1 protein-coding gene is annotated in these 1,381 nt (G+C 37.4%); it reads left to right on the top strand.

Annotated features, from left to right (window positions below; all coding sequences use genetic code 11):
- The first annotated feature begins 225 nt into the window (after positions 1-225).
- Complete coding sequence (locus DWW10_RS25810; RefSeq protein ID WP_022391325.1) at positions 226-1,221, top strand: IS110 family RNA-guided transposase; 996 nt, start codon at positions 226-228, stop codon at positions 1,219-1,221.
- Positions 1,222-1,381 lie beyond the last annotated feature (160 nt).

Below are 1,381 nucleotides of genomic sequence, written 5' to 3'. Positions count from 1 at the left end.
ACACATTTACATTTGCAGTATTAAATATCACAATAAAATATAAGTGTATATTTGAAAAGAAGAGTTGCAGTGAACTAACTTTGACACTAGTCTTAAATGATTATAGGCTGAATCAGACTGCAACTCTCTTAATAGGAGAACCTAGCCAGTTAGAATTGTAGGCTCACGACCTAATAAATGTATTAGCTGTTTCTCCTTCATGTTTAATACTGTAAATACAAAGTTATGAATTATTCTCATTTTGTAGGTCTTGATGTAGGAAAAAAAACTTTCGATGCATCATTAATGTCTGCGGACGAAAAAGAGTTGTCTCACAAGTCTTTTGATAACACTCCAGAAGGAATCCAATCTTTATTGGATTGGATAGCTGGTTATCATCTCTCTTTATCCAAACTCTTATTCTGTGCTGAAAACATGGGAAGTTATGTCACAGAGTTATCTGTTTCCAGTGTCTCCATGGGATTTTCCCTGGCTTTGGTTTGCCCGTTGACCATCAAGAAGTCCATAGGCTTGCAACGAGGCAAAAATGACCGCATTGACGCCAAAAGAATAGCGAACTATGCGGTATTACACTATCGAAAACTGGAGTTATACAAATTGCCTGACAAAGACTTGGTGAGACTACGAGGATGGATTATTATACGTGACAATTTGGTCAAGCAAAAAGTATCAAGCATAAAGTTATTGGAAACATTCTCCCAGATGGCTAAGTTGGCTAATGTGACAGAAGCCATTTCTTTTTTGGAAGAGCAGCTCAAGTCGATAAAAGAAAAGATCCTGGAGGTGGAAGAGGATATGGAGCAACTAATAGCCGTCAGTACATCGCTTTACACAAACTACTTGCTATTAAGAAGTATAAAAGGAATAGGAATTATCAATGCCATTGTATTACTGTGTGTTACTGACAATTTTCAAAGATTTGACAACCCGAGGAAATTTGCCTGCTATTGTGGGGTTGCCCCATTTGAACACACTTCAGGTATTTCCATACGGGGAAAAACGCAGACTTCTTCATTGGCTAACAAAGAAGTAAAAGTATACCTTACCCGGGCAGCTATTACTGCCATCTCTTGGGATCCGCAGATGAAAGCATATTATAAAAGGAAAATAGCGGAGGGGAAACATAAAGCATCTGTAATCAATGCTGTAAGAGCCAAAATCATAGCAAGGTCTTTTGCTGTGATACGAAGGCAGACTCCATTTGTAACATTAGCCGTATAATAAAAAGGTCCTTAACTTCGAAAACATCTTAGGTTTAGGAAGTAGCTATACACTTCTGAAGAGTAGTTATGTCTATATACGAACTTACCCAAGGATACGTTAATGTTCGTAAACTTGGGTAAGATTTTATAGATATTGCTTGGAGAGGACTTAGAATTCA

This window comes from Bacteroides intestinalis, assembly GCF_003464595.1.
Classification (GTDB): domain Bacteria; phylum Bacteroidota; class Bacteroidia; order Bacteroidales; family Bacteroidaceae; genus Bacteroides; species Bacteroides intestinalis_A.
This window is presented reverse-complemented; position numbering and strand designations above follow the sequence as displayed.